This is a genomic window from Burkholderia sp. Bp8991, from assembly GCF_003853795.1.
Taxonomy (GTDB): domain Bacteria; phylum Pseudomonadota; class Gammaproteobacteria; order Burkholderiales; family Burkholderiaceae; genus Burkholderia.
Genome location: NZ_QTQJ01000012.1, coordinates 168,521 through 189,813, shown reverse-complemented (window position 1 = coordinate 189,813; position 21,293 = coordinate 168,521). Strand labels below are relative to the sequence as shown.

Sequence of the window (21,293 nt, the reverse complement as noted above, 5' to 3'; positions counted from 1 at the left end):
TCACTCAAAGCTGACAGGAATATGAATCACTTCATAAACCTGACTTACTTTAGTGTGAGACTCTTGATACTTTCGCTATCTGATCCGAGGATCAGCTCGCTTCCATCAAGCGCCCACACTTATCGGCTGTTAATTTTTAAAGAGCATTTTTGCGAGAAACTTCGTTTTTCTCAGCAGCGCTGCGTTTTCAGCAGCAGAGAAGCGAGATTATGAACCGCTTTTTTCAGTTCGTCAACAACTTTTTAACTACTTCGTTGCGACGGCTGGGGTTCAACTTCCTGCACCGCCGAGGCCGCTACGACCAGCCCGACAGCACCGCTTCCCTTCTTCTCCCGCGCTGCGTTTCCGTTAGCGCGAAAGAGGCGTGATTCTAAGCACCTGCCCTCGTCTGCGCAACCCCTTTGTGAAAATATTTTGAAAAGCCCCCGTGCGCTGCCGCGCACGGGGGCTTTGGGTTCATTGCACCAGGCGATCATGGCGGCGACCGACACCCGTCGCTCGCCAAGCTCCACCCGGCCGCCGGCGAATCAACGGTTCTTGAATACCGGTTTCCGCTTCTCGACGAATGCCGCCATCCCTTCCTTCTGATCTTCGGTCGCGAACAACGAATGGAACAGTCGACGCTCGAAATGGACACCCTCGGCCAGCGTCGTCTCGTATGCGCGGTTCACCGACTCCTTGACCATCATGACCGCCGGCAGCGAAAACTCGGCGATCGTCGTCGCAGCGGCAATCGCCTCGTCGAGCAGCTTGTCGGCAGGCAGCACACGCGACACCAGCCCGGCCCGCTCCGCCTCGGCTGCATCCATGAAACGTGCGGTCAGGCACATGTCCATGGCCTTCGCCTTCGAGACCGCGCGCGGCAGGCGCTGCGTACCGCCTGCGCCAGGCATCACGCCCAGCTTGATCTCGGGTTGACCGAACTTGGCCGTTTCCGCCGCGAAGATGATGTCGCACATCATCGCGAGTTCGCAGCCACCGCCGAGCGCGAAGCCCGCCACGGCAGCGATGATCGGCTTGCGGATCTCGCGGACGGTCTCCCAGTTACGGGTGATGTAGTCGCCGCGGTAAACATCCATATAGGAATAGGTCGCCATCATGCCGATGTCGGCCCCGGCCGCGAACGCCTTCTCGCTCCCCGTCACGACGATTGCGCCGATCTCGTCGTCCGCGTCGAACGCCTTCAGCGCAGCGCCCAATTCATCCATCAATGCATCGTTCAGCGCATTCAGCGCCTTCGGACGGTTGAGCGTGACCAGCCCGACTCGCCCCCGGGTCTCCACCAGGATGTTCTCGTAAGACATCTATTTCTCCTCGATCAATGAAATGAGAAACGCCTCGCACATGCGAATAGTTTGATGCTACCATTCTCCGACCAACCGGTCGGTTAATTAATCGATCCAACCCTTCTCAACGTCCATCAGGCCGCCGTCATGACCCATGCACTGTTCACGAAGCACGAAGACACGCTGAAACACGCCCTCGCCGCCATCGAGAGCCGCGGGTACTGGAGCCCGTTCGCGGAAATGCCGAGTCCCAAAGTGTACGGGGAAAGCGCGAACGCCGATGGCGAAGCGGCGTTCAAAGCACACCTCGGCAACACGTTCGTGCTCGACCAGCCGGCGTCCGACGGAACCGTCGGCGCGGAGCAGTCGCCGTACGGGGTCGCGCTGGACATCCGCTACCCGAAATCGACGCCCGACGAACTGATTGCCGCCGCCGCCGCGGCCCAGCGTGCATGGCGCGAAGCCGGCCCGAGCGCCTGGATCGGCATCAGCCTGGAAATTCTCGCGCGACTGAATCGTGCGAGCTTCGAGATTGCCTACAGCGTGATGCACACGACGGGCCAGGCGTTCATGATGGCCTTCCAGGCCGGCGGCCCGCACGCGCAGGATCGCGCACTCGAAGCGGTCGCCTACGCATGGGACGAATTGCGTCGCATCCCCGCCGATGCGCACTGGGAGAAGCCGCAAGGCAAGAACCCGCCGCTCGCGATGCACAAGCGCTATACGATCGTCCCGCGCGGCACCGGCCTCGTGCTCGGCTGCTGCACGTTCCCGACCTGGAACGGCTACCCGGGCCTGTTCGCCGACCTGGCGACCGGCAACACGGTGATCGTCAAACCCCATCCGGGCGCGATCCTGCCGCTCGCGATCACGGTCCGCATCGCCCGCGACGTGCTGCGCGAAGCCGGCTTCGATCCGAACGTCGTCACGCTCCTCGCGACCGAGCCGAACGACGGCGCCCTCGTGCAGGACCTCGCGCTGCGTCCTGAAATCAAGCTGATCGACTTCACGGGCAGCACGCAAAACGGCACGTGGCTCGAACGCAATGCCCACCAAGCACAGGTGTATACCGAGAAGGCAGGCGTCAACCAGATCGTGATCGACTCGACCGACGACCTGAAGGCTGCAGCCAAGAACATCGCGTTCTCGCTGGCGCTGTACTCCGGCCAGATGTGCACGGCACCGCAGAACATCTATGTGCCGCGCGACGGCATCCGGACGGCAGACGGTCATGCGAGCTTCGACGAAGTCGCACAGGCCATCGCCGTCTCCGTGCAGAAGCTGACCGGCGACCCGGCGCGCTCGGTCGAACTGATCGGCGCGATCCAGAACGACGGCGTGACCGCGCGCATCGACGACGCGCGCAAGCTCGGCCGCGTGCTCGCCGACAGCCAGACGCTCCAGCACCCGGCGTTCGCCGACGCTCGCGTGCGCACGCCGCTCGTGCTGCAACTCGACGTGGCCGACCGCGCGAAGTTCACGCAGGAATGGTTCGGCCCGATCTCGTTCGTGATCGCGACCGACTCGACCGCGCAGTCGCTCGATCTCGCCGGCGAAATCGCCGCGGAACATGGCGCATTGACGCTGTCCGTCTACAGCACCGACGACAAGGTCCTCGACGCTGCGCACGATGCGGCGGTGCGTGGCGGCGTCGCGCTGTCGATCAACCTGACGGGCGGCGTGTTCGTCAACCAGTCGGCCGCCTTCTCCGACTTCCACGGCACCGGCGCGAACCCGGCCGCCAACGCGGCGCTGGCCGACCCGGCGTTCGTCGCCAATCGGTTCCGCGTGGTGCAAAGCCGCGTCCATGTTGCGCCGAAGGCAGTGCCTGCGGAAGCCGGCCAGACGGCATAACCCGAATGGCCGACGTGCAAACGCCGCCACGTTCTCTACCATGAACGAATCCGTCAACCGGCGGGTTCGTTGCACATCGACACACCCATGACCGACGCCTACATCTGCGACGCGATTCGCACCCCCATCGGCCGCTACGGCGGCGCCCTGAAAGACGTTCGTGCCGACGATCTCGGCGCGGTGCCGCTCAAGGCGCTGATCGAACGCAACCGCAACGTCGACTGGTCGGCCATCGACGACGTGATCTACGGCTGCGCGAACCAGGCCGGCGAGGACAACCGCAACGTCGCGCGCATGTCCGCGCTGCTTGCGGGCCTGCCGACCGCCGTGCCGGGCACGACGCTGAACCGGCTGTGCGGCTCGGGCATGGACGCCGTCGGCACCGCCGCGCGCGCGATCAAGGCGGGCGAGGCACGCTTGATGATCGCGGGCGGCGTCGAAAGCATGACGCGCGCGCCGTTCGTGATGGGCAAGGCCGCCAGCGCGTTTGCGCGCCAGGCCGCCATTTTCGACACGACGATCGGCTGGCGTTTCGTCAATCCGCTGATGAAACAGCAATACGGCGTCGATTCGATGCCGGAGACGGCCGAAAACGTCGCGGTCGACTACGACATCAGCCGCGCCGACCAGGACCTGTTCGCGCTGCGCAGCCAGCAGAAAGCCGCGCGCGCGCAGCGGGACGGCACGCTCGCCGAGGAAATCGTCCCGGTGACGATTCCGCAGAAGAAAGGCGACGCGCTCGTCGTATCCGTCGACGAGCATCCGCGCGAAACGTCGCTCGAAGCGCTCGCGAAGTTGAAGGGCGTCGTGCGCCCGGACGGCTCGGTGACGGCCGGCAACGCGTCGGGCGTCAACGACGGCGCATGCGCAGTGCTGCTCGCCAACGCGGAAGCCGCCGATCAATACGGGCTGCGCCGCCGTGCGCGCGTCGTCGGCATGGCGACCGCCGGCGTCGAGCCGCGCGTGATGGGCATCGGCCCGGCGCCGGCCGCGCAGAAACTGTTGCGCCAGCTCGGGATGACGATCGACCAGTTCGACGTGATCGAGCTGAACGAGGCGTTCGCGTCGCAGGGTCTCGCGGTGCTGCGCATGCTCGGCGTCGCCGACGACGATCCGCGCGTGAACCCGAACGGCGGCGCGATCGCGCTCGGCCACCCGCTCGGCGCATCGGGCGCCCGGCTCGTGACCACGGCACTTCATCAACTCGAGCGTACGGCCGGCCGCTTTGCGCTCTGTACGATGTGCATCGGCGTCGGCCAGGGCATCGCGATCGCCATCGAACGCGTGTAACCGACGCACCGCGCGCCTATAACGAAGTCATGAAGGAGACACTGCATGTCATATCAGGCGATCCAGCTGGATATCGATCAGGCTGCCCACGTGGCCACGATCACCCTCAACCGTCCGGACAAGCTGAACAGCTTCACGCGGGCAATGCACCGCGAACTGCAGTCGGCACTCGATGAAGTCGAGACGGCCGGCGCGCGTGCGCTGATCCTGACGGGTGCGGGGCGCGGCTTCTGCGCAGGCCAGGACCTGGCCGACCTCGACTTCACGCCGGGCGCGTCCACCGACCTCGGCACGCTGATCGACGAGCATTTCAATCCACTGATCCGCCGCCTGCAACGCATGCCGATTCCGGTGATCGCCGCCGTCAACGGCACGGCGGCCGGCGCCGGCGCGAATCTCGCGCTCGCCTGCGACATCGTGTTCGCCGCGCGCTCGAGCAGTTTCATCCAGGCCTTCGTCAAGATCGGGCTCGTGCCCGATTCGGGCGGCACATGGTTCCTGCCGCAACGCGTCGGCATGGCACGCGCGCTGGGGCTCGCCCTGACCGGCGACAAGCTCGGCGCCGAACAGGCCGAACAATGGGGCTTGATCTGGCGCGCGGTCGACGACGATGCGCTCGCCGCGTCGGCCCGTCAAGTTGCCAACCAGCTCGCGCAGCAACCGACGCTCGCGATCGCGTCGATCAAGCAGTCGATGCGCGACAGCGTCACGAATACTCTCGACCAGCAGCTCGACCTCGAGCGTGACCTGCAGCGCAAGCTCGGCCAGTCGTACGACTACGCGGAAGGCGTGAAGGCGTTCATCGAGAAGCGCGCGCCGCGGTTCGAGGGACGTTGACATGACCACCTCCACCGACACGCTCGACCCCGATGCGCTCGCCCGTGCGGCGGCACGGGCCATGTACGACGCGGACGCCTGCAGCCGCGCGTTCGGCATGGAAATCGCCGAAGTGCGCGCCGGCTACGCACGCCTGCAGATGCGCGTACGGCCGGAATTCCTGAACGGGCACCAGACCTGCCACGGCGGCATCATCTTCACGCTCGCCGATTCGACGTTCGCGTTCGCGTGCAACTCGTACAACCTGAATACCGTTGCCGCGGGCTGCTCGATCGAATACCTGCGCCCCGTCTACGGCAACGACCTGCTGACGGCCGAGGCGATCGAGCAGACACGCAGCGGCCGGCATGGCGTCTACGACATCCGCGTCACGAACCAGACAGGCGAAACGGTCGCGATGTTTCGCGGCAAATCGGCCCAGATCAAGGGCACGGTCCTCCCGGAAGACCGCTGACGTCCACGGCTCGCTCATAACAATCACTGGAGACAGGCATGACTACCCCGCTACCGCTCGAGCCGATCGAGACCGCTTCACGCGACGAGCTGACCGCGTTACAGCTCGAACGCCTGAAATGGTCGCTCCGGCATGCGTATGAGCACTCCCCCGTCTATCGCCGCAAATTCGACGAAGCGGGCGTGCATCCCGACGACCTGAAGACACTCACGGATCTGTCGCGCTTCCCGTTCACGACCAAGAGCGACCTGCGCGACAGCTACCCGTTCGGCATGTTCGCGGTGCCGCAGGACCAGATCTCGCGCATTCACGCGTCGTCGGGCACGACCGGCAAGCCGACCGTCGTCGGCTATACGGCGCGCGACATCGATACGTGGGCGAATCTCGTCGCGCGCTCGATCCGCGCAGCCGGCGCGCGGCGCGGCGACAAGGTTCACGTCAGCTACGGCTACGGTTTGTTCACCGGCGGGCTCGGCGCACACTACGGCGCCGAACGCGCAGGGCTCACCGTAATCCCGTTCGGCGGCGGCCAGACCGAGAAGCAGGTGCAGCTGATCCAGGATTTCCGGCCCGACATCATCATGGTGACGCCAAGCTACATGCTGTCGATCGCCGACGAGATCGAGCGCCAGGGTCTCGATCCCGCGCAGAGTTCGCTGCGCATCGGCATCTTCGGCGCGGAACCGTGGACGAACGACATGCGCGTGGCCATCGAGCAGCGGATGGGCATCGACGCGGTCGACATCTATGGGCTGTCCGAAGTGATGGGCCCGGGCGTCGCGTCGGAATGCGTCGAGACCAAGGACGGCCCGACCATCTGGGAAGACTACTTCTACCCGGAAATCATCGACCCCGAAACCGGCGAAGTGCTGCCGGACGGCGAACTCGGCGAGCTGGTCTTCACGTCGCTGACCAAGGAAGCGCTGCCGATCATCCGCTATCGCACCCGCGACCTCACGCGCCTGCTGCCAGGCACCGCGCGCACGATGCGCCGGATGGAAAAGATCACCGGGCGCTCGGACGACATGATGATCGTGCGGGGCGTCAACGTCTTCCCGACGCAGATCGAGGAACAGCTGCTGAAGCAGCGCGCGCTGGCACCGCACTATCAGATCGTGCTGACGAAGGAAGGTCCGCTCGACGTGCTGACGCTCAACGTCGAGCCGTGTCCCGAAACCGCCCCCGACACGGCGGCGATCCAAGCGGCCAGGCAGGCGCTCGCACACGACATCAAGTCGCTGATCGGCGTGACGGCTGTCATCAACGTATTGCCCGTGAACGGAATCGAGCGCTCGGTCGGCAAGGCGCGACGCGTCATCGACAAGCGCAAGGGCTGATACCGGCTACGGCACGAGGGCGCTCCGGAACAGCGATCATGCGCGGCCCTCGAAAAAACAGCCCGACCGGCCAAAACCGGTCGGGCTGCCTCGTCTCGATGCGCCGGCTACACGTGCGTGCCGGCGTCACCGCGGATCACGAATTCGGGAACAGCAGCCACATCCGGCCGATCTGCTTCATCCGTCCGGCCTGGTCGCCGGCGTCGTCGCCGAGCCCCCAGAAATAGTCGGCCCGCACGCCGCCCTTGATCGCGGAACCCGTGTCCTGCGCGAACACGAGCCGGTTCATCGGCGTATTCGTCAGCGGACGCGTGGTCTGCAGGAACACCGGCGTGCCGAGCGGGATCGACGACGGATCGACCGCGATCGAACGCTCCGCCGTGAGCGGCACGCCGAGCGCACCGATCGGGCCGTCCGCGCCGCCGTGCGGTGCATCTTCCTTCGTCGGCATGTCGCGGAAGAACACGAATCGCGGATTCGTGTCGAGCAACGCATCCACGCGCGTCGGGTTCGCCTTCGCCCACGCCTTGATGCCCTGCATCGTCGCCTGGGCGGGCGTCAGCTCGCCGCGATCGAGCAGCCACTTGCCGATCGAGCGATACGGCTGGTTGTTGGTGCCGCCGAAACCCACCCGCATCACCGAACCGTCGTCGAGCAGCACGCGTCCCGAGCCCTGCACCTGCAGGAAGAACGCCTCGATCGGATCGTCGACCCACACGAGTTCGTTGCCGTTCAGGATGCCGGCGCGCTCGAGCTGCGCGCGAGCGGGCAGCGCGGCACCGGCGCGATAGCCGGCCGGCCAGCGGTACAGCGCGTACTGGTAAGGACCGCGACGCACGCGGGAGCCATGCAGCAGCGGCTCGTAATAGCCGGTCACGAGCCCGTCGAGCGTGCCGTCGGTGTTCGCCAGCTGAAACGGCGTGAAATACGTTTCGAAGAAGGTACGCGCGCTGCTGACGTCGAGTTCGTCGAGGCGATCGGCGGCCGCGCAGGCGCGCTGCCACGCCGGCTGCCGCGCAAGCCGCGCGCAGTTCTGCCGCAGCGCGGCCGTCGCGCCGATCAGCGAATCGTCCTGCCACCCCGGCACCTGTTGCCATGCGACCGGCGTCAGCCGCTTCGCGGCGACCTGCCCCGGCACGATCGCCGCACCGGTCGGCGGCTTGAGCGTCGACGTGCGCGTCGGCGCGCCGCCGCACGCGGCAAGCAGCGCCGCCGTCGCGACCGCCGCAACCCAGCCGGCCGCCCGCGGCCCAAACCACATACAATGTCCGTTCTTGATGGAAACCGCCATGTCAGATTTTCTCGACCAATATCCGATGCTCATCTTCGCGCTCGAAGCCTTCGTAGCGCTTGCCCTGCTGATCTTCATCGTCGTGTGGACGTCGTCGGGCAGGAAGAAGCACGCCCGCGGCAACGACCGCCAGCCGCGCTGACCAGCGCCCGCACGCTCAATGCAGCGTGCGCGGCATGTGCAGCGCAAACTCGTCGACCGGCGCGTCGAACCGCTCGCCGTCCTCCGCCACGCAAAAGTACGCGCCGCGCATCGTGCCGACCGGCGTCGCGATCACGGCCCAGCTCGTGTATTCGAACTGTTCGCCCGGCTGCAGCAGCGGCTGGTGCCCGACGACGCCGAGCCCCTTCACTTCCTGCACGTGGTTTTCGCTGTCCGTGATGATCCAGTGACGCGCGATCAGCTGGGCCGCGACCTGCCCGGTATTGCGGATGGTCAGCGTGTACGCGAATGCGTATTGACGCCGATCGGGGTCGGATTGTTCCGGCAAGTAGCTGGTTTTCACCGAAACGGTGAACTGATACTGACTCATGATGTTTCCGCTGTAGGTAACCGCCCGCGCCCACTCGAGCGGCAGGGCCGCGGGCGCGCCGCACTGGTTCGGCATTCTATGCGGAATCGGGCCGCAACCGCACGGCCCGTCGCCGCGCACCGGGTCGCCGGACGGTAGAATGGCGATTTTGCGCCGCAGCGTCCCCGCTCCCCTGTCATGACTCAATTCCGCATCGCTCCCAGCATCCTGTCGGCCGACTTTGCACGGCTCGGCGAAGAAGTCCGCAACGTGGTCGCCGCCGGCGCCGACTGGATTCATTTCGACGTGATGGACAACCATTATGTGCCGAACCTCACGATCGGCCCCCTCGTCTGCGAGGCGATCCGCCCGCACGTGCAGGTGCCGATCGACGTGCACCTGATGGTGCGCCCGGTCGATCGGATCGTGCCCGATTTCGCGAAAGCCGGCGCGAACCTGATCAGCTTCCACCCGGAAGGCTCGGACCACATCGACCGTACGCTGTCGCTGATCCGCGATCACGGCTGCAAGGCCGGCCTCGTGTTCAACCCGGCGACGCCGCTGAACTATCTCGATCACGTGATGGATCGCCTCGACTTCGTGCTGCTGATGTCGGTGAACCCGGGCTTCGGCGGCCAGTCGTTCATTCCGGAAACGCTGAACAAGCTGCGCGAAGCGCGCGCCCGCATCGACGCGTACACCGAGCGCACCGGCCGCGAGATCCTGCTCGAGGTCGACGGCGGCGTGAAGGCCGACAACATCGCGGAAATCGCGGCGGCCGGCGCGGACACCTTCGTCGCGGGTTCGGCGATCTTCGGCAAGCCCGACTACCGCACGGTGATCGACGAGATGCGTGCCGCGCTCGCCACCGTCGCGCGGAGCTGACGCCGTGGCCGATTCCTCGCTGGCCGGGGCCGCAGCCGACGGCACGGTCCGTTTCGCGACGCCGCGCATCGACGCGGCGCTGATCGACCTCGACGGCACGATGGTCGACACGGCCGACGATTTCACGGCCGGGCTGAACGGAATGCTCGCGCAGCTCGGCGCGCCGGCCACGTCGCGCGACGAGGTGATCGGCTACGTCGGCAAGGGCTCCGAGCATCTGATCCAGAGCGTGCTGAAGCCGCGCTTCACGCGCGACGAAGCGCACGCGCGCTTCGACGACGCGCTCGCGATCTACCAGACCGAGTACGCGAAGATCAACGGCCGCCACACGCGTCTCTATCCGGACGTCGCAACCGGCCTCGATGCGTTGCGCACGGCCGGCATCCGGCTCGCATGCGTGACGAACAAGCCGCACCGCTTCGCGGTCGAGCTGCTCGAGCAATACGGGCTGATCGATCGCTTCGGCATCGTGCTCGGCGGCGACAGCGTCGCGCGCAAGAAGCCCGATCCGCTGCCGATGCTGACGGCGTGCGAAGCGCTCGGCGTCGCGCCGGACGCGGCGGTCGCGATCGGCGACTCGGAAAACGACGCGCTGGCGGGCCGCGCGGCCGGGATGGCGACGCTGACGGTGCCATACGGCTACAACCACGGCAAAGCTATACAAACGATAAATTCGGATGGTATAGTCGATTCGTTGCTGGTCGCGGCCCGCGCGATCACCGCGCACAACGCCGGCCGGCCAACCCTCTGATTATTTCTTCCATCCGCATGTTTCTGAATAAAAAACGGAGTCTGAGCAGCATCGACCGGGGAGCCTGGCCCTGGCGTCGCTGGTCGCGCTAACCTCTTCGATGAGGTACGCTGAGGCACGTCTTCAGCGCCGTTTTTTATCTCGCTGCGCAGCCGCGCGCCGATCGTCGCACCACCTCGAGTTCTACCGCGTCCGAACGCTTGCGTTCAGGACCGGCCGCAGGCTCGCGACGTTCACGCCCGGCGTGCCGGCCGGCAACAGGCACTTCTCGATCGACCGCCCTTTCGCCGACGGCAGCCCGCGTAGCGTCAAGTGATCCCTGGCGCACTCCGCCGCTCGTCCCGAACAGGACCGGAACATGACCGAACTCGAATTCCAATCGCTTGCGAACGAAGGCTACAACCGCATCCCGCTGATCGCGGAGGCGCTCGCCGACCTCGAAACGCCGCTGTCCCTCTACCTGAAGCTGGCCCAGCCTGAACGCGCGGGCGCCAACTCGTTCCTGCTCGAGTCGGTGGTCGGCGGCGAACGCTTCGGCCGCTATTCGTTCATCGGCCTGCCCGCCCGCACGCTGGTGCGCACCCGCAACGGCGTGTCCGAAGTGGTGCGCGACGGCCAGGTCGTCGAGACGCACGACGGCGACCCGTTCGAATTCATCGAGTCGTTCCAGGCGCGCTTCAAGGTGGCGCAGCGCCCGGGCCTGCCGCGCTTCTGCGGCGGCCTCGCCGGCTATTTCGGTTACGACGCGGTGCGCTACATCGAGAAGAAGCTCGCGAACACCGCGCCGCGCGACGATCTCGGCCTGCCCGACATCCAGCTGCTGCTCACCGAAGAAGTCGCGGTGATCGACAACCTCGCCGGCAAGCTCTATCTGATCATCTATGCGGACCCGGCCCAGCCGGAAGCCTATACGAAGGCCAAGCAGCGCCTGCGCGAGCTGAAGCAGCGCCTGCGCACGACCGTGCAGCCGCCCGTCACGTCGGCGAGTGTGCGCACCGAGACGTTCCGCGAGTTCAAGAAGGAAGACTATCTGGCCGCCGTGCGCCAGGCGAAGGAATACATCGCGGCCGGCGAACTGATGCAGATCCAGGTCGGCCAGCGTCTGACGAAGCCGTATCGCGACAATCCGTTGTCGCTGTATCGCGCGCTGCGTTCGCTGAATCCGTCGCCGTACATGTACTACTACAACTTCGGCGATTTCCACGTGGTCGGCGCGTCGCCGGAAATCCTGGTGCGCCAGGAAAAGCGCGGCGAAGACCAGATCGTCACGATCCGTCCGCTCGCCGGCACGCGTCCGCGCGGCAACACGCCCGAGCGCGATGCGGAACTCGCGACCGAACTGCTGAACGATCCGAAGGAAATCGCCGAGCACGTGATGCTGATCGACCTCGCGCGCAACGACGTCGGCCGCATCGCGGAAATCGGCTCGGTGCAGGTGACCGACAAGATGGTGATCGAGAAGTACTCGCACGTGCAGCACATCGTCAGCTCGGTCGAAGGCAAGCTGAAGCCCGGCATGACGAACTACGACGTGCTGCGCGCGACGTTCCCGGCCGGCACGCTGTCCGGCGCGCCGAAGGTGCGCGCGATGGAACTGATCGACGAGCTCGAGCCGATCAAGCGCGGGCTGTACGGCGGCGCCGTCGGCTACCTGTCGTTCTCGGGCGAGATGGATCTCGCGATCGCGATCCGCACGGGCCTGATCCACAACGGCAACCTGTATGTGCAAGCGGCAGCCGGCGTCGTCGCGGACTCGGTGCCCGAATCCGAATGGCAAGAGACCGAGAACAAGGCGCGCGCGGTGCTGCGTGCGGCCGAACAGGTCCAGGACGGCCTCGATAGCGACTTCTGACCGGAGACTGACCATGCTGCTCATGATCGACAACTACGACTCGTTCACCTACAACCTGGTCCAGTACTTCGGCGAACTGGGCGAGGACGTGCACACGTACCGCAACGACGAAATCACGCTCGACGACATCGCGCGCCTGAACCCCGACGCCATCTGCCTGTCGCCCGGCCCGAGCAATCCGCAGCACGCGGGCATCACGCTCGACGTGCTGCGCGAATTCGCGGGCAAGAAGCCGATCCTCGGCGTCTGCCTCGGCCATCAGGCGATCGGCGAAGCATTCGGCGGCCGCGTCGTGCGCGCGAAGACCATCATGCACGGCAAGGTGAGCCGGATCGAAACCGACTGCCGCGGCGTGTTCGCCGACCTGCCGAAGCATTTCGACGTCACGCGCTACCACTCGCTCGCGATCGAACGCGAATCGCTGCCCGACTGCCTCGAGGTGTCCGCGTGGACCGACGACGGCGAGATCATGGGCGTGCGCCACAAGACGCTGCCGGTCGAAGGCGTGCAGTTCCACCCGGAATCGATCCTCTCCGAGCACGGCCATGCGCTGCTCGAGAATTTCCTGAAGCAGAATCGCGCAGCGGCCCGCGCGGCCGCGCCGGCAGTCTGACGGGAGACGCACGATGACGATTACCCCGCAGGAAGCGCTGCAACGCACGATCGAGCACCGCGAGATCTTCCACGACGAAATGCTGCACCTGATGCGGCTCATCATGCGCGGCGACATGTCGCCCGTGATGGCGGCCGCGATCATCACCGGGCTGCGCGTGAAGAAGGAGACGATCGGCGAGATCGCCGCCGCCGCGACCGTGATGCGCGAATTCGCGAACCACGTCGAAGTGCAGGACAACTCGAACTTCGTCGACATCGTCGGCACGGGCGGCGACGGCGCGCACACGTTCAACATCTCGACCGCGTCGATGTTCATCACGGCGGCGGCCGGCGCAAAGGTCGCGAAGCACGGCAACCGCGGCGTGTCGAGCAAGTCCGGCAGCGCCGACGTGCTCGAGGCGCTCGGCGTGAACATCGACCTGCAGCCCGACCAGGTTGCCGCATCGATCGCCGAAACCGGCATGGGCTTCATGTTCGCGCCGAACCATCATCCGGCGATGAAGAACATCGCAGCCGTGCGCCGCGAGCTCGGCGTGCGGACGATCTTCAACATTCTCGGCCCGCTGACCAATCCGGCCGGCGCGCCGAACCAGCTGATGGGCGTGTTCCACCCCGACCTCGTCGGCATCCAGGTGCGCGTGATGCAGCGCCTCGGCGCGCAGCACGTGCTGGTCGTGTACGGCAAGGACGGGATGGATGAAGTATCGCTGGGCGCCGCGACGCTCGTCGGCGAATTGCGCGACGGCAAAGTGCACGAATACGAGATCCATCCGGAGGACTTCGGCCTGCAGATGGTATCGAACCGCACGCTGAAGGTGGAAAATGCCGAGGAATCGCGCACGATGCTGCTCGGCGCGCTGGACAACCAGCCGGGTGTCGCACGCGAGATCGTCACGCTGAACGCGGGCACCGCGCTCTATGCAGCCAATATCGCCGAATCGATCGCCGACGGCATCCAGCTCGCCCGCGAAGCGATCGCGAGCGGCAAGGCACGCGCGAAGGTCGACGAACTCGTGCGCTTCACGCAGCAGTTCAAGCGCTGACTCCCTTTACGAATCAAGCAGGAACCCACATGAGCGACATTCTCGACCGAATCATCGCCGTCAAGCGCGAAGAAGTCGCGGCGGCCATGCGCAGCACGCCGCTCGAGGCACTGAAACTGGACGCATCGGCGCGCGACCTGCGCGACTTCGTCGGCGCACTGCGCGCGAAGCAGGCAGTGGGCCAGGCGGCGGTAATCGCCGAAGTGAAGAAGGCGAGCCCGTCGAAGGGCGTGCTGCGCGAGCATTTCGTGCCGGCCGACATCGCGCGCTCGTATGCGGCCCACGGCGCGGCGTGCCTGTCGGTGCTGACCGACGAGCAATTCTTCCAGGGCAGCGTCCGCTATCTCGAGGAAGCGCGTGCGGCGTGCACGCTGCCGGTGCTGCGCAAGGACTTCATCGTCGACGCGTACCAGATCCTCGAGGCGCGCGCGATGGGCGCCGACGCGATCCTGCTGATCGCGGCCGCGCTCGACACGCCGCTGATGCAGGACCTCGAGGCATACGCGCACTCGCTCGGCCTCGCGGTGCTGGTCGAAGTTCACGACCGCGACGAGATGGAACAGGCGCTGACGCTGAAGACGCCGCTGCTCGGCATCAACAACCGCAACCTGCGCACGTTCGAGACGACGATCCAGACCACGCTCGACATGCTCGACATGATTCCGCCGGATCGCATGGTCGTGACCGAGTCGGGCATCCTGTCGCGCACCGACGTCGACACGATGCGCGCGGCGAACGTGAACGCGTTCCTCGTCGGCGAAGCGTTCATGCGCGCCGACCAGCCGGGCGAGGAACTGGCGCGGATGTTCTTCTGATGGCGATCGAAAAGGAAATCAAGCTCGCACTGCCGGCCGGCCAGGCCGATGCGGCGCGGCGCTTTTTCGAGACGCTGACCGGCGAAACCGGTAACGTGATCGCGCTGGCGAACGTCTACTACGACACGCCCGACCTCGCGCTGGCTCGTTCGAAGAGCGCGGTGCGCGTGCGCCGCACGCCGCACGGCTGGCTGCAGACCTTCAAGACCGTCGGCAGCGCCGAAGCCGGCCTGCATCGCCGCCATGAATGGGAATTGCCGGTCGCCGGCGATGCGCTCGAAATCGACGCGCTGGTCACCGCGTGCGACGTGCCGGAGGCTGCCGGCGCGCTGCGCGATGCGGCGCCCGCGCTGCACGCGCTGTTCCGGACGGATTTTTCGCGTACGCTGTGGCGCATCGCAATCGGCGGCGCAACCGTCGAGGCCGCGGTGGACGTCGGCGAGATCGTCGTCCAGGCGGAACACGATACGCGCCGCGAACCGATCAGCGAAATCGAACTCGAACTGATCGACGGCCCGGAAGCGGCGCTCGCGACACTCGCCGCCGAACTGCAGCAGGCGCTGCCGGGCCTCGCCCCCGAAAACATCAGCAAGGCGCAACGCGGCTACCGGCTGCGCGCGCAATAAACCCGCATCACGCATGGCAACCCGCAAGACTTTCCGCACGCCGCAGCAGGCGTCGCTGTTCGATGATCCCGTGCCGGAAACGGCGCAGGACGATGTTCCCGCCCCGGCGCCTGCGCCGGCCGCAGCCGGGCGCAAGCCCGCAAAGAAGGCCGCGGCCGCCGCGCCGGTTTCCGCCGCGCCGCAGCCCGCTGCCGCCGACGCTCCCGGCACTCCCGCCGCCCCTGTTGTCGCGGATGTCCCGCACCTCGCCGCGCAATTCGACGCGCTGCCGGCCGTCTGGCGCGACGTGCTGAAACCCTTCACCGACAGCGACGCGTATGCGCCGCTGTGCCGCTTCGTCGACGACGAACGCGCGGCCGGCAAGACGGTCTACCCGACCGACGTGTTCCGCGCGCTGCGCCTGACGAGCCCGGACGACGTGAAGATCGTGATCCTCGGCCAGGACCCGTACCACGGCGACGACCGCGGCACGCCGCAGGCGCACGGCCTCGCGTTCTCGGTGCCGCCGGCCGTGCGCACGCCGCCGTCGCTGCGCAACATCTTCAAGGAGATCGCCGCGAATTTCGGCCACGACACGCCGCGTCACGGCTGCCTCGATACCTGGGCGCGCCAGGGCGTGCTGCTGCTCAACACCGTGCTGACGGTCGAGCGCGGTGCGGCCGCGAGCCACGCGAAGCGCGGCTGGGAGCAATGCACGGACACGCTGATCCGCGAACTCGCCAACCGCCATCGCGGCCTCGTGTTCATGCTGTGGGGCGCGCATGCGCAGGCCAAGCGCGCGCTGTTCGATGCGAGCGCGCACTGCGTGCTCGAGGCGCCGCATCCGTCGCCGCTGTCCGCTCACCGCGGTTTCCTCGGTTGCCGCCACTTCGCGCTCGCGAACGACTATCTGGTCGACGCTGGGCGCGAGCCGATCGACTGGCGCCTGCCGGAGGTGGCCGAAACGCTTGCGTAACCGCGTTGCGCATTTAGCGCTTCACGTTTCGCTTTCGTCCGCATCAAGCAAAAACGCCGCGTCCCTTTCGGGACGCGGCGTTTTTTTCATCCGTCGGACGCAGCGGGTGCGGCGCACCCGCGTCGGCCTCAGACGGCAGCGATCGCTTCGCGTGCGCTGGCGAGCGCGGCGCTCTGCGCATCCGGCCCGAGGTTCAGGCCTTCAGCGTGGATGAAGTTCACGTCGGTCAGGCCGATGAAGCCGAGGAACGAGCGCAGGTACGGCGTCTGGCTGTCGTTCGGCGTACCCAGGTACTTGCCGCCGCGCGCCGTCACCACGTGAACCTTCTTGCCCTTGATCAGGCCTTCCGGACCGTTCTCGGTGTAGCGGAACGTGACGCCTGCGCGGGCGATCCAGTCGAAATACGTCTTCAGTTGCGACGACACGCCGAAGTTGTACATCGGTGCGCCGATCACGACGATGTCGGCCGCCTGCAGTTCGGCGATCAGCGCATCGCTCTTCGCGACGATCGCATTCTGTTCCGCGCTGCGCTGGTCGGCCGGCGTGAAGAATGCGCCGAGCACCGATTCGTCGAGGTGCGGCAGCGCGTCGGCCAGCAGGTCGCGAACCACGACCTTCGAACCGGGGTTCGATTGTTGCAGCTTTGCCGTCAGTTCGTTGGCCAGCAGCGTGGATTGCGCACCTTGCGAGCGCGCCGCGGAATTGATTTGCAGAATGGTCGTCATGTCAGGCTCCGGTTTGGTTGCGCTTCGGTAGCGCGAGTGACGCCATTGTGCGTGGCCGCATGGCCGCGAAAAAGCGGGTTCAGGGCGACGGATTGTTGCAGCAACAGAACAATCCATGATCGCGCCCCGAAACCCGCCCGTGCATGCTCAGCCCTTCAGCCAGGCTTCGCGGGCCTTCTGCGCGGCAGCCGGTTTCGCGGCGGCCGCGAGCCGGTAGCGCGCGATTTCCGGCCCGTCCAGTTTCAGTTTCGCGGTCCGCAGCTCGTCTCGGCGGAATACGTGCACCTCGACCTTGTCGCCCGGCCGGTAACGCGCGAGCAGCATGTCGAGGTTCGTGCCGGTGACGCGCAGCCCGTCGAGCGCGATCAGCGTGTCGCCCGCCGACAGCCCCGCGCGATGCGCGCCGCCGCCTTCGTAGACCGCCGCCAGCGTGCAGTCCGCGCCGCCGCGCAGCCGCGCGCCGATGGTCGGCTTCGCGGTCGCACCCGCTGCAACCTCCGGCGTGAGCGTCACGCCGAACGGCGCGAGCAGGTCGGCGAGCGGCAGGTCGCGCGTGCCGTGCACGGCGTCCGCGAACAGCCGGCCGAGCGCGACGCCCGTCGCTTCCTCGATCAGCGTCTCGACCTCGTTTTCCTCGACACCCGCCTGCTTGCCGCGATAGAACTCGCGGCCGTAGCGTTGCCACAGCAGACGCATCACGTCGTCGAGCGACTTGCGGTTGCGCGTCTGCGCGCGGATCGCGAGATCGAACGCAAGCGCGACGAGCGAACCCTTCGTGTAATAGCTGACGATCGCGTTGGTCGCGTTCTCGTCCTGACGGTAGTACTTGATCCACGCGTCGAACGAGCTGTCCGCGACGCTCTGCTTCAGGCGCCCCGTACCGCGCAGCACGCCGCCGACTGTACGGCCGAGCGCCGCGAAATATTCGTCCTGCGACATCAGCCCGCTGCGCACCAGCATCAGGTCGTCGTAATACGACGTGAAGCCTTCGAACAGCCACAGCAGCGACGTGTAGTTTTCGCGCGCGAGGTCGTACGGCACGAACGCGGCCGGCTTGATGCGCTTCACGTTCCACGTATGGAAATACTCGTGGCTGCAAAGGCCGAGGTACGTGCGATAGCCTTCCGTCGTTTCCGGCCGGCCCTTCACCGGCAGGTCGGTGCGGTTGCAGATCAGCGCGGTCGACGCACGGTGCTCGAGGCCGCCGTAGCCGTCGCTGACCGCGAGCGTCATGAACACGTAGCGGTCCATCGGCGCCTGTTTCGATTTCGGTTCGAACAGCGCGATCTGCGCTTCGCACACGCGCTTCAGGTCGGTGCGCAGCCGCTCCATGTCGAGCTGCGTCACGCGCCCGGCGATCACGATGTCGTGCGGCACACCGTGCGCGTCGAACGTCGCCAGCGCGAATTCGCCGATCGTCACCGGATGGTCGGCGAGCTCGTCGTAGTTCGCTGCGCGATACGCGCCGAACCCGTAGCGCCTGGTCCCGCGTGCCTCGGGCAGCGACGTGCCGACGCGCCACGTGCGAAACGCCGGGCCCGCCGGTTTCGCGATGTCGACCTCGCATGGCGCATCCTCGCGGCCGGCGGCGCTCAGGAACACGGCCGTGGCGTTGAAGAAGCCGCCCGAGTCGTCGAGATACGCGGAGCGGACCGACAGGTCCCATGCGTACACGTCATAGCGCAACGTCAGCGCGCCGTTCACCGGCGCGGCCTGCCACGTGTTCTTGTCGGTTTTCGCGATCCGCACCTTGCGGCCCGCGTCGTTGAACGCGGCGAGCGTCACGATGTTGCGCGCGAACTCGCGCACGAGGTAGCTGCCCGGAATCCATACCGGCAGCGAGAAGCGCTGGCCTTCGGGATCGGGATCGGTGACCGTCACCGTCACTTCGAACAGGTGCGCGGCAAGATCTTTCGGGGCAATCGAATAGCGGATCGGCTGGGTCATCGTGGCAATCGGTCGAAAATCGGACGGGAAATCAGACGGAATACGGCGGCGAAAACGAAGAGAGGCGCCGGCAGAGATCGCGGGCGCCCCTCGCTGGCCGGGCCATGCGGTCCGGCGTGTCGCCGGTTACTTGCTCGACGCGAGCGCCTGGTTCAGCTGGTCGGCCGACACCGCGCCCGGCAGGCGGCGGCCGTCGGGCAGGAAGATCGTCGGCGTGCCGGTGACGTTCATCCCGCGGCCGAGCGCGAGGTTCTTGTCGAGCGCGGTCGTATCGCAGGCGCCGGCGCCGGTCGGCACGCGATGGTCGAGCATCCAGCCCTCCCAGGATTTCGCGCGGTCGGTCGCGCACCAGATCGCCTTCGACTTCGTGGTCGAATCGGGCGACAGCACCGGATACAGGAACGTATAGACGGTCACGTTGTCGACCGACTGCAGCGTCGTCTCGAGGCGCTTGCAGTACGGGCAGTTCGGATCGGAGAACACCGCGATCTTGCGGGCGCCGTTGCCCTTGACGACCTTGATCGCGTTCGCGAGCGGCAGGCTCGCGAAGTCGATCTTGTTGAGGTCGGACAGGCGCGCGTCGGTCAGGTTCTTGTGCGTCTTGGTGTCGACGAGATCGCCGAGCAGCACGTAGTCGCCGGCTGCATCGCTATAGATGATCTGCGTGCCGAGGTTCACTTCGTACAGGCCCGCGACGGGCGACTTCGACACGCTCTTGATCGGCGCGTCGTTGCCGAGACGCGCTTGCAGCGTGGCTTTCAGCTTGTCGGTGGTCTGGTCGGCCTGCGCGGTACAGCCGAGCGTCGCCATCGTGACGGCCAGCGCCAGCGATGCGATGCGGATCGTTTTTTTCATCCTGTCGTTCCTTCAGCTCAATCGGAGTGCACGTCACAGTGTACGCCGTAACGGAGCCCAGTCCGACAGGCCGAGGGCGCGAAGGTTCGCTCAGCCGAGCGCGGCCGACACGAGCCAGCGCTTCACGAGCGGTTGCGCGCCGACGAACGCCATGCCCGCGTTGCGGACCGCCTTCGCGAACGAGCCCGGAACCGCGAACAGCCGCTGCAGCCCGTCGGTCGCGACCATCAGTGCGCGGATGTCCTCGCGGCGCGAGCGCTCGTAGCGGCGCAGCAGCACCGTATCGCCGAGGTTGCGGAAGCTCTCCTTGTTCGCGATCGCATCGGCGAGTGCCGCGACGTCGCGCAGCCCGAGGTTCATCCCCTGCCCCGCGAGCGGATGGATCAGGTGCGCGGCATCGCCGACGAGCGCGACGCGCGGGGCGATCAGCTTGTCGACGGTCTGCAGCGCGAGCGGGAAGCCGGCCGCCGGCGTCACGCATTCCAGCGTGCCGACCTGGCCGTGCGACACGCGCTCGACTTCCGCCGCGAGCTGCGCGGGATCGAGTGCGAGCAGTTCGTCCGCATGCGCGGTGTGCGCGGACCATACGAGCGACACGTGACCGTCCGGCAGCGGCAGCAACGCAATGATCTCGCCTTCGTGAAACCACTGACAGGCCGTCTCGCGGTGCGGCAGCGACGCCTTGAAGTTCGCGACGACGCCCGTCTGCCGGTAATCGCGCCGCTCGACCCTGGCCCCCATTTGAGAACGCACCCACGAATGCGCGCCGTCCGCGCCGACCACGAGGTCCGCTTCGAGCACCTTGCCCGACGACAGCGTCAGCACGGCCGCGTCGTCGCGCACGTCGAAGCCCTGTGCACGCGCGTCGAACCACGTGAGGTTCGGCTGGAACCGCAGCGCCGCGTCCAGCGACGTCTCGATCAGCGACGATTCGGCGATCCAGGCCAGTTGCGGCACGGATGCCTGGTACGCGGAGAAATGCAGCTCCGCGTGCGCGTCGCCGTACACGCGCATGTCGTACACCGGCGCGAGCCGGCCATGGTCGAGCGCCTGCCAGACCCGCAGCCGCTCCAGCAATGCCTGCGAGCTGGACGACAGCGCGTAGATGCGGGTGTCGAACGCGAGATCGGCGGGGCGCGGCGTGGCCGGCTGGGCGAGCAAGGCGGTCTTGTAGCCGGACTGGGTCAGTGCGAGCGCGGCCGTCTTGCCGACGAGCCCGCCGCCGACCACGGCGACGTCGAAGGTGTGGTGGGCAGTCATGGCGGGCATTATAGCCGTGGGGCCAATCCCTTACGCGGCCGGACTTTGCGGGAAATCAGCAGAATCGCAGGCGGGTCCTGCAGCGCGGCGGCCCGTCGCATCGG

At 66.6% G+C, this 21,293-nt stretch carries 20 protein-coding genes; 13 read left to right on the top strand and 7 right to left on the bottom strand.

Annotated elements, in window-relative coordinates:
* Positions 1–527: 527 nt before the first annotated feature.
* Complete coding sequence (locus DIE02_RS16520; protein WP_044845869.1) at positions 528–1,304, bottom strand: enoyl-CoA hydratase; 777 nt, start codon at positions 1,302–1,304, stop codon at positions 528–530.
* A 129-nt stretch (positions 1,305–1,433) separates the two neighbouring features.
* On the opposite strand from DIE02_RS16520, the gene paaN reads away from it, so the two are divergent.
* From paaN to paaK, 5 genes are all read left to right on the top strand, one after another.
* Entirely contained in the window at positions 1,434–3,140 is a 1,707-nt protein-coding gene (gene paaN, locus DIE02_RS16515; RefSeq protein ID WP_124487915.1) for a phenylacetic acid degradation protein PaaN, read from the top strand.
* Positions 3,141–3,227: 87 nt separating this feature from the next.
* Entirely contained in the window at positions 3,228–4,430 is a 1,203-nt protein-coding gene (pcaF, locus tag DIE02_RS16510; RefSeq protein WP_124487914.1) for a 3-oxoadipyl-CoA thiolase, read from the top strand.
* Positions 4,431–4,475: 45 nt separating this feature from the next.
* Complete coding sequence (gene paaG / locus DIE02_RS16505) at positions 4,476–5,267, top strand: 2-(1,2-epoxy-1,2-dihydrophenyl)acetyl-CoA isomerase PaaG (protein WP_124487913.1); 792 nt, start codon at positions 4,476–4,478, stop codon at positions 5,265–5,267.
* Position 5,268: 1 nt separating this feature from the next.
* A complete protein-coding gene (gene paaI, locus DIE02_RS16500) occupies positions 5,269–5,721 on the top strand; it encodes a hydroxyphenylacetyl-CoA thioesterase PaaI (RefSeq protein WP_044845873.1) in 453 nt (150 codons plus the stop codon).
* Between the two features lie 38 nt (positions 5,722–5,759).
* Positions 5,760–7,058 carry a phenylacetate--CoA ligase PaaK gene (gene paaK, locus DIE02_RS16495; RefSeq protein WP_124487912.1) on the top strand — a complete coding sequence of 433 codons (1,299 nt, stop codon included), beginning with the start codon at positions 5,760–5,762 and terminating at the stop codon, positions 7,056–7,058.
* 136 nt (positions 7,059–7,194) lie between these two features.
* Here the strand turns inward: paaK and DIE02_RS16490 are convergent, their stop codons facing one another.
* A complete protein-coding gene (locus tag DIE02_RS16490) occupies positions 7,195–8,427 on the bottom strand; it encodes a murein transglycosylase A (RefSeq protein ID WP_044845993.1) in 1,233 nt (410 codons plus the stop codon).
* A gap of 79 nt (positions 8,428–8,506) precedes the next feature.
* Positions 8,507–8,881: a Co2+/Mg2+ efflux protein ApaG gene (gene apaG / locus DIE02_RS16485; protein ID WP_057924835.1), complete on the bottom strand. Its 375-nt coding sequence runs from the start codon at positions 8,879–8,881 to the stop codon at positions 8,507–8,509.
* A gap of 177 nt (positions 8,882–9,058) precedes the next feature.
* Between apaG and rpe the strand changes: the two genes are divergently transcribed.
* The 8 genes from rpe (at position 9,059) to DIE02_RS16445 (ending at position 16,402) form a co-directional block, all read left to right on the top strand.
* Positions 9,059–9,745 carry a ribulose-phosphate 3-epimerase gene (gene rpe / locus DIE02_RS16480; protein WP_044845875.1) on the top strand — a complete coding sequence of 229 codons (687 nt, stop codon included), beginning with the start codon at positions 9,059–9,061 and terminating at the stop codon, positions 9,743–9,745.
* A gap of 4 nt (positions 9,746–9,749) precedes the next feature.
* The gene (locus DIE02_RS16475; RefSeq protein WP_124487911.1) at positions 9,750–10,496 is read left to right on the top strand and encodes a phosphoglycolate phosphatase; all 747 of its coding nucleotides are present in this window, start codon (positions 9,750–9,752) and stop codon (positions 10,494–10,496) included.
* A 358-nt stretch (positions 10,497–10,854) separates the two neighbouring features.
* On the top strand, positions 10,855–12,348 hold the full coding sequence (gene trpE / locus DIE02_RS16470; protein WP_059449739.1) for an anthranilate synthase component I: 1,494 nt from the start codon (positions 10,855–10,857) through the stop codon (positions 12,346–12,348).
* A 13-nt stretch (positions 12,349–12,361) separates the two neighbouring features.
* Positions 12,362–12,961, top strand: a complete 600-nt coding sequence (locus DIE02_RS16465; protein ID WP_124487910.1) for an aminodeoxychorismate/anthranilate synthase component II — start codon at positions 12,362–12,364, stop codon at positions 12,959–12,961.
* A 13-nt stretch (positions 12,962–12,974) separates the two neighbouring features.
* On the top strand, positions 12,975–14,006 hold the full coding sequence (trpD, locus tag DIE02_RS16460) for an anthranilate phosphoribosyltransferase (RefSeq protein ID WP_039318793.1): 1,032 nt from the start codon (positions 12,975–12,977) through the stop codon (positions 14,004–14,006).
* Positions 14,007–14,035: 29 nt separating this feature from the next.
* Positions 14,036–14,821, top strand: a complete 786-nt coding sequence (gene trpC / locus DIE02_RS16455; protein WP_124487909.1) for an indole-3-glycerol phosphate synthase TrpC — start codon at positions 14,036–14,038, stop codon at positions 14,819–14,821.
* Positions 14,821–15,447 carry a CYTH domain-containing protein gene (locus DIE02_RS16450; protein WP_044845879.1) on the top strand — a complete coding sequence of 209 codons (627 nt, stop codon included), beginning with the start codon at positions 14,821–14,823 and terminating at the stop codon, positions 15,445–15,447. The genes trpC and DIE02_RS16450 overlap by 1 nt, the downstream gene beginning before the upstream one ends.
* A 13-nt stretch (positions 15,448–15,460) precedes the next feature.
* On the top strand, positions 15,461–16,402 hold the full coding sequence (locus DIE02_RS16445; protein ID WP_124487908.1) for a uracil-DNA glycosylase: 942 nt from the start codon (positions 15,461–15,463) through the stop codon (positions 16,400–16,402).
* Between the two features lie 128 nt (positions 16,403–16,530).
* Here the strand turns inward: DIE02_RS16445 and DIE02_RS16440 are convergent, their stop codons facing one another.
* The 4 genes from DIE02_RS16440 to DIE02_RS16425 all read right to left on the bottom strand — a co-directional run bounded on the left by DIE02_RS16440 (position 16,531) and on the right by DIE02_RS16425 (position 21,198).
* Positions 16,531–17,127 (bottom strand): FMN-dependent NADH-azoreductase, encoded by a 597-nt coding sequence (locus DIE02_RS16440; RefSeq protein WP_124487907.1) that lies wholly within the window; start codon positions 17,125–17,127, stop codon positions 16,531–16,533.
* Between the two features lie 147 nt (positions 17,128–17,274).
* Complete coding sequence (locus DIE02_RS16435) at positions 17,275–19,074, bottom strand: M61 family metallopeptidase (RefSeq protein WP_124487906.1); 1,800 nt, start codon at positions 19,072–19,074, stop codon at positions 17,275–17,277.
* 126 nt (positions 19,075–19,200) lie between these two features.
* Positions 19,201–19,929, bottom strand: coding sequence for a DsbC family protein (locus tag DIE02_RS16430; RefSeq protein ID WP_044845883.1), 729 nt, complete (start codon positions 19,927–19,929; stop codon positions 19,201–19,203).
* A gap of 90 nt (positions 19,930–20,019) precedes the next feature.
* Complete coding sequence (locus DIE02_RS16425; protein WP_124487905.1) at positions 20,020–21,198, bottom strand: UbiH/UbiF family hydroxylase; 1,179 nt, start codon at positions 21,196–21,198, stop codon at positions 20,020–20,022.
* Positions 21,199–21,293: the final 95 nt, after the last annotated feature.

Bases quoted from the DNA above. Each gene is read 5' to 3' on its own strand.
- DIE02_RS16520 (WP_044845869.1), bottom strand. From the start codon at position 1,304: ATGTCTTACGAGAACATCCTGGTGGAGACCCGGGGGCGAGTCGGGCTG.
- paaN (WP_124487915.1), top strand. From the start codon at position 1,434: ATGACCCATGCACTGTTCACGAAGCACGAAGACACGCTGAAACACGCC.
- pcaF (WP_124487914.1), top strand. From the start codon at position 3,228: ATGACCGACGCCTACATCTGCGACGCGATTCGCACCCCCATCGGCCGC.
- paaG (WP_124487913.1), top strand. From the start codon at position 4,476: ATGTCATATCAGGCGATCCAGCTGGATATCGATCAGGCTGCCCACGTG.
- paaI (WP_044845873.1), top strand. From the start codon at position 5,269: ATGACCACCTCCACCGACACGCTCGACCCCGATGCGCTCGCCCGTGCG.
- paaK (WP_124487912.1), top strand. From the start codon at position 5,760: ATGACTACCCCGCTACCGCTCGAGCCGATCGAGACCGCTTCACGCGAC.
- DIE02_RS16490 (WP_044845993.1), bottom strand. From the start codon at position 8,427: ATGAAGATCAGCAGGGCAAGCGCTACGAAGGCTTCGAGCGCGAAGATG.
- apaG (WP_057924835.1), bottom strand. From the start codon at position 8,881: ATGAGTCAGTATCAGTTCACCGTTTCGGTGAAAACCAGCTACTTGCCG.
- rpe (WP_044845875.1), top strand. From the start codon at position 9,059: ATGACTCAATTCCGCATCGCTCCCAGCATCCTGTCGGCCGACTTTGCA.
- trpE (WP_059449739.1), top strand. From the start codon at position 10,855: ATGACCGAACTCGAATTCCAATCGCTTGCGAACGAAGGCTACAACCGC.
- DIE02_RS16465 (WP_124487910.1), top strand. From the start codon at position 12,362: ATGCTGCTCATGATCGACAACTACGACTCGTTCACCTACAACCTGGTC.
- trpD (WP_039318793.1), top strand. From the start codon at position 12,975: ATGACGATTACCCCGCAGGAAGCGCTGCAACGCACGATCGAGCACCGC.
- trpC (WP_124487909.1), top strand. From the start codon at position 14,036: ATGAGCGACATTCTCGACCGAATCATCGCCGTCAAGCGCGAAGAAGTC.
- DIE02_RS16450 (WP_044845879.1), top strand. From the start codon at position 14,821: ATGGCGATCGAAAAGGAAATCAAGCTCGCACTGCCGGCCGGCCAGGCC.
- DIE02_RS16445 (WP_124487908.1), top strand. From the start codon at position 15,461: ATGGCAACCCGCAAGACTTTCCGCACGCCGCAGCAGGCGTCGCTGTTC.
- DIE02_RS16440 (WP_124487907.1), bottom strand. From the start codon at position 17,127: ATGACGACCATTCTGCAAATCAATTCCGCGGCGCGCTCGCAAGGTGCG.
- DIE02_RS16435 (WP_124487906.1), bottom strand. From the start codon at position 19,074: ATGACCCAGCCGATCCGCTATTCGATTGCCCCGAAAGATCTTGCCGCG.
- DIE02_RS16430 (WP_044845883.1), bottom strand. From the start codon at position 19,929: ATGAAAAAAACGATCCGCATCGCATCGCTGGCGCTGGCCGTCACGATG.
- DIE02_RS16425 (WP_124487905.1), bottom strand. From the start codon at position 21,198: ATGCCCGCCATGACTGCCCACCACACCTTCGACGTCGCCGTGGTCGGC.